This is a genomic window from Polaromonas sp. (assembly GCF_030682935.1).
Taxonomy (GTDB): domain Bacteria; phylum Pseudomonadota; class Gammaproteobacteria; order Burkholderiales; family Burkholderiaceae_C; genus Polaromonas.
The window spans coordinates 1-5,836 of record NZ_JAUXNA010000344.1; the positions used below are offsets into that span (position 1 = coordinate 1).

Here is a 5,836-nt window from a genome sequence, read left to right on the forward strand (position 1 = left end):
ACGCCGAGCAGCTGGTCGCTGGAGATGCGCATGGTGTGCAGATAGTCGCGCTGCTCCGCATCGAGCGGAGTGTCGGCCAGCAGCGTGGTCATGCCCACCACACCGTTGAGCGGGGTGCGGATTTCGTGGCTCATGGTGGCCAGAAATGCCGCCTTGGCGCGCGCGGCCGCCAGCGCTTCTTCGCGCGAGGCGACCAGCTCGGCGGTGCGGCTGGCGACCCGCGCTTCCAGTGTTTCATTGGCGTCGCGCAGGGCAATTGTCTGCGCTTCGATGGCGGCGCGGTTGCGCACCATTTCTTCAGCACTGTCATGCAGGGCCTGCGAGAGCTGGCGCACCTCGGCGATATGGGTGTTTTGCTCCAGCGCCGGCACTTCGGCGCGCGCCATTTGTGCGGCGGCAGCGCTCAAGCGCCTGAAGCGTCGGCTCAGGCGGTATGCCAGCCCCGTGGCCAGCAGGGCACCGAGCACCAAGGCAACGGCCATGGCGGCCCAGGTCTTGCGCAGGGCAGCCTGGGTAGTGGCCGTAAAGTCACTTTCAGGGGCGGCCACCACCAGACTCCAGCGCAAGCCCACGTTTTCGCCAAAGGGCTGGAGCGCCACCACCAGGGTGTCGTCGCCCATGGCCACGCGCCGTGAAAAAGAGACCCGCTGCACGCTGGACTCCCGTGTTTTTCCAATGCTGGGCGCCGCCTCGGCGTAGGCGCTGCGGATAATTTCATTGCGGCTTTGCAGGGGACTGCGGCGTTCGAGCTTGCCGCCAGCGCTGGAAAAAAGGGGATCACTGGTCGAGCTGGCCACCAAAAAACCCTGCTCATCGACCAGAAATGCGGTGCCGTTGGCACTGAGGATCATGGTTTGCAGCAATTCGCCCAGACGCTTCAGGTGCAAGTCGACCGCAAACACCCCGAGCGCGCCGCCGTCCAAGCCGTACACGGGCTGCGCCAGCGTGAGCAGCAACTGATTTTGCGCCGCCGACGCCAGCACGGGCGTGAAGATGCGCCCCTTGTGCGCCACTGCGGACTGATACCAGGCGCGGTTGCGCGGCTCGTAATTTTGGGCCTCGCCCGGCAGCAGCGTGCGGCGATCGCCCGGGGTATCGGCCGAGAAGTAATGCCGCCCTTCGCCCCCCTGTTGACGCAGGCCTACCCGCATCAGGCCGCCCGGGTTTTGCGGCAGCGTCTCCACCCCCAGATACGCGCCCCGGTAGGTGGCCAGATACAGGTGCGGCACGCTGGGCGTCATGCGCGTCATGGCAAAGGCGGTTTGCTCAAACAAGCCGGGGTTTTGCATGAGCTGGCGCGCCCGCGCCACGCCCGCGTCCGTGGTGACCTCCTCAGTCAGCCCGTTCAGCACGGTATGCGCCTGCGCGACATGTTCTTCGGTGCTGCTCTGCACGCGCTTGACCAGGTCGTCAACAATTTTGTCGGACAGGGTTTCCACGCTTTGCAGGTTGCTGCGGTACAGCAGCCAGCCCACGGTGGCGGCAGGCACGATGGAAAACAGAAGCAAGCTGGTCACCAGCACCGCGCGCAGTGACCACGCCCACCCTTCACGCCGTTTGATCGGGGCTGCGGCCCCTTGCGCCCTCATGCCAAGCCCACAATTTCTACGGCATCGACCGGCTTGCTGCGGCCCGACACCTGAACAAGGGCGCGTCGACCGGTGCGCACAGCCCCCGCGACCAGGCGCGCCGCCTGCACGCTGGCGGCAATGGTCCAATCCAGCGTAGGCTCGCCCTGAAACAGCTTGAGCGCGGCCGCCACGGTCTCGCCCACCGGCGTCGTCTGCCCCGTGCGCCCGATCAGACCATCCAGGTTGGCAAACGCGACAGGCCCGCTGTGCAATGCCACGCCCAGCGAAAACTTGGGCAGACCGCGGTCGGCAAAGCGTCGCCGCACGTAGCCGTCAATGCGCTTGGTGGCATCGGCCAGCCCCAGTGCAGCACGTACGGCGCGCAGTCCGTGGTTGACGGACAGCGTATCGCTTGCGTCGACAAACACGCACAGCATGCCGTCCCCCACAAACTGCATGGTGTGCGCGCCAAACAGGTAGACGGTGTCGCCCACGCTGCTGTAGAGCTGCTGGACAATGTCGCTGAGTTCGGCGCTGCTCAGGTGCTGCGTCCACAGGCCATAGTCGCGCATCTCGGCAAACAGCACCGTGGCGCTGGCAAACGATTCCTTGTTCTGCCCCGTGCTGCTGTCCGGCCACTGTGCGCTCAGGGACTGGGCCATGCGAATCTCGTACAGGGCGCTTATTTTCTGGCGCTGCTCCTCCAGAGCAACCTGCAGCGCCTTGTCCACCACCTGCGCCCGCATGGCGTCTGCCCGGACGCGCTTGTTGAGCTGCGCACTGACGGCCTCGCGCAACTCCTGCGGGGCAAAGGGTTTGGTCAGGTAATCATCGGCGCCGGTGGTCATACCCTGGCGCATGTGACTGCGGTCTTGCAGTGAAGTCAGCAAAATGACGGGTGTGGTCGCCAGGGCCGCGTCGTTACGCACGCGGTCCAGCACCTCGAACCCATCGAGCAGCGGCATCTGAACATCGCTGACCACCAGGCGGGGCTTGAACTCACGGATCAGCGCCAGACCCTTGGCCCCGTCCTCGGCGGTCATGACCTCATGGCCTTCTTTTTTGAGCACCTGGCTGACCAGCATGCGGGTGCCGGCGTCATCATCAATCACCACTATCAAGGGCATAACAAATGCTCACGCTTTCTGAATTTTTATTTTGAGGCAATGGTGGTTCCAACCAGCATGACCTATATTGTTACAGTTAAAAACAAGTATGCCATTTGACATGTCCTGTAAGCCCCACAACATGATTAGACGCCCACAATGAGGGTACAAAATTTGTATCGCGGACGATGCCATCCTTGATTGAACCACCACACGCCATGCAGCGACACACCCAGGTGCTGCTGGTGATGGACGTGGTGGAATCCGTCAGGCTGATGGAGCAGGACCAGGACAACTTCGTGCGGCGCTGGCAACAATTGGTGCAGCACGCCGAGCAAAAAATTTTGCCGCTGCATGGGGGCCGCATCGTCAAGAGTATGGGGGACGGCTTGATGCTGGCGTTTGCCAGTGCACCGAGTTGCGCCCAGGCCGCATATGCACTTTTGCACTTTTGCACTTTTGCACTTTGGCCAGCAGGCCCATGCCGGCGGGCGCCCCGGGCAACAAATGCATTTGCGCATGGGCGGCCATCTGGCCAGCTTTGTCGCAGACCGGCACGACATCTATGGCACCGACGTCAATCTGACGGCGCGCCTTTGCACCCTGGCCGGCCCCGGCGAGATTGTGATTTCCGCCGAGATCCGCGACCAGCTGGTTCCCGGGCTGGACGCGGAGATTGAAGACTTGGGCGAGTGCTACCTTAAACATGTCACAAAACCCGTTCGCGCCTACCGGATAGCGCCACCTGGCGAGGCCTTCGCTTTTGCCGCCCCGCCAGTCACTGACAGCGCGCTGCAACCGACATTTGCGGTGACGCCTACGACCAGCCATCAAGACGCCGTGCCAGGTTAGGAGATCGTCAAGTCCGACTATGCGCGGTCTGGCGCCTACCGTGTCGCCGACAAGCTGTTTATTTTGGGGGCTGAAACTGATGGAGATGCGCTGCGGGCGTGTGGTGCGGGCAAGCACCTGGGGTGGGCTGACATCCAGCGCATCATGCGTGACGTTTTACCCAAGCGCCATGCCGTCATAAGCCCACTTTGCGCGGCGGTTTTTGTCACCAGCGGGTGGGGAGCTTCTTGAGCAGGGTGATCCGCTTGGTCGCCATCGTGATGTAACCGCCCTTTTCGAGGTCTTTGAGCAGGCGGCTGACCATTTCACGGGACGCACCCAAAAAGCTCGCGATATCCTGGTGCGTGAGGGATTCCAGGCCTCCGCCTGAGGCACTACGGCAGTCTTCCATGCCATCGTGCGCCTCAAGCAGCGTGACCAATCGGCCATAAACATCCAACAGAGCCATGTTTCGCGCAATTTCGGTCGCACAGCGCGCGCGGCGTATCACCCGAAGCACCAGGTTCATGACGAATTTGGGCTCCTCCGCCAGATGCTCGCTGACGTTGGCGCGGCTGAGTACGGCACAGGTGCAGGGCTCCAGGGTAATGATGGAGGCGCATCGAGGTGCCCCATCGAGTGCCATTTCGCCAAAGTAGTCGCCCGCATAAACTCTTCCGAACGTGATCTCCCGACCGCTGTTGCCGCCGGAAAACACCTTGACGCTGCCTTTTAGCAGCACAAACAGGCTATCGCTCATATCGCCTTCATTGATGATCACCGCCTTCTTTGGGTAACTGCGTACCACGCCGCGCAAGGCCAGCGTGCGCAATTCGGGACTCAACGGGGCGTATAGATCACTGCCGCCAGGCGTGAGGTAGCTCATGCGCATTGGTTAACTGACATATTTCCCGATTCTGGTTAGTGCACGGGCACCAATGACGGAACGCTCAGGGGCGGCAAAACAGCAACCCGTTGAATCAGTTCGCGAACGCCACAGCAACTGGTTTTGATACACAGGCTGCGTACATGGCTACGAACGGTAGAAACTGCGATTTTCATTTGAATGGCGATTTCCGGGGTACTCAGACAATGACACAAGAAAACCAGCACGCGCTGCTCAGTGAGCGTGAGGCTGTAGCTACGGGCGAAGCAACCCAGAACGCCCGACTCGCAAACGCTGGCACGCGACAAAAATAGGGCAATATGCTCGCACAGCACACCCGACTGGGCACTCAGGGGAATCACGGCCATCGTGACGTTCATGTCATCGGCGGATAAAGTGACCAGGCTACGCAGGCCACTCATCGCCTTTTCTCTGGCCCCCTGAAAGGCTTTGCCGGCCGCGGATGAAAGTAAATGGAGTTCGCCGTCTCGGTCTTTCATCATAGCGCCATGCTCAAGCTCGCGGCGCGCAGCGAGATTGGCATAAAGAATTCTGCCCTGCCCGTTGATGACAAGCATCCCGTTCGCAAGCTCATCCACCAGCAGGCCGAGCAGCGCAGATTTGGCATCGGAACCGGGTTCGCTAAAAGGCGGTGATCGGCTGGCATCAAAAAGTCTGGCATCCTGCGTTGCGTGCATGGTAGCGACACTCCATCCTACAAATGGATGAGCATAAAAAGTTCCCGCTTTTTCAGGATGTAAATATGTCGATAGTTTTTTGTGACAAATTTACAAACGCAAACTTGACGGGCCGCACCGCGAAAGCGCTCAGAGCGGTGTGTCGTCCAGCAAGGCCAGGCTGGCATGGATGACCTGCGGCAGGAACGCCAGCTGGACATGCGCGGCGCCGCGAACCAGCCGGTTGTCAGCCCCGGGCAAGGTCGCACTGGAGGCTGGAAACACGATGTTGTCGCAGTTGGAGTACCAGCAGGTGAACAGCGCATGACGATCCACGGGCATTTCATGGTCCAGCTGGGCATGCCAGTCGGACAACAAATGCATCTGGCGGCTGTTGTGGCCAAGGCCAAAGCGCGCCAGCCAAGTGCCATGGTGCGGGGTTCCGAGGCTCACCACATGGTGCACACGCGCCTCGGCTTTCATGTGTTTGAGCCAAGCCCTGGCCGCCAGTCCCCCCATGCTGTGGCACACCAGCAGCGGCGTCCGGCCAGTGACCAGCGTGACTTGCTGCACTGCGGCATCGATTTGCGGTGCGTAGTCGTCAATCGAGCCCCAGATGGGTTCAAGATTGAGGGCGACAAAGGCATGCCCGCTGCCCTGTAAACGCGCCATCCACGGGGTCCAGAAGCCCCGGTTGCATAAAAAACCATGCACAAACACCACGCCGCGGCGTCCATAAATGGCCGCCTTCGGAGAAAGCTGATC

The 5,836-nt window shown here is 61.3% G+C and carries 6 protein-coding genes; 1 reads left to right on the forward strand and 5 read right to left on the reverse strand.

Annotated elements, in window-relative coordinates; all coding sequences use genetic code 11:
- Together Q8K05_RS15830 and Q8K05_RS15835 are read right to left on the reverse strand one after the other, a co-directional pair.
- Positions 1-1,517 (reverse strand): hybrid sensor histidine kinase/response regulator (locus tag Q8K05_RS15830; RefSeq protein ID WP_305247576.1); only part of this gene is annotated, 1,517 nt, incomplete at its 3' end.
- A gap of 68 nt (positions 1,518-1,585) precedes the next feature.
- Positions 1,586-2,698, reverse strand: coding sequence for a response regulator (locus Q8K05_RS15835; protein WP_305247577.1), 1,113 nt, complete (start codon positions 2,696-2,698; stop codon positions 1,586-1,588).
- Positions 2,699-3,112: 414 nt separating this feature from the next.
- Between Q8K05_RS15835 and Q8K05_RS15840 the strand changes: the two genes are divergently transcribed.
- Positions 3,113-3,529: an adenylate/guanylate cyclase domain-containing protein gene (locus Q8K05_RS15840; RefSeq protein ID WP_305247578.1), complete on the forward strand. Its 417-nt coding sequence runs from the start codon at positions 3,113-3,115 to the stop codon at positions 3,527-3,529.
- A 205-nt stretch (positions 3,530-3,734) separates the two neighbouring features.
- Here Q8K05_RS15840 and Q8K05_RS15845 read toward each other — a convergent pair whose 3' ends face one another.
- The 3 genes from Q8K05_RS15845 to Q8K05_RS15855 form a co-directional block, all read right to left on the reverse strand.
- Positions 3,735-4,340, reverse strand: a complete 606-nt coding sequence (locus Q8K05_RS15845) for a Crp/Fnr family transcriptional regulator (protein ID WP_305247579.1) — start codon at positions 4,338-4,340, stop codon at positions 3,735-3,737.
- 89 nt (positions 4,341-4,429) lie between these two features.
- On the reverse strand, positions 4,430-5,092 hold the full coding sequence (locus Q8K05_RS15850) for a helix-turn-helix transcriptional regulator (RefSeq protein ID WP_305247580.1): 663 nt from the start codon (positions 5,090-5,092) through the stop codon (positions 4,430-4,432).
- A 129-nt stretch (positions 5,093-5,221) separates the two neighbouring features.
- Positions 5,222-5,836, reverse strand: a 615-nt coding sequence (locus Q8K05_RS15855) for a triacylglycerol lipase (RefSeq protein WP_305247581.1), incomplete at its 5' end; no start/stop codon positions are given.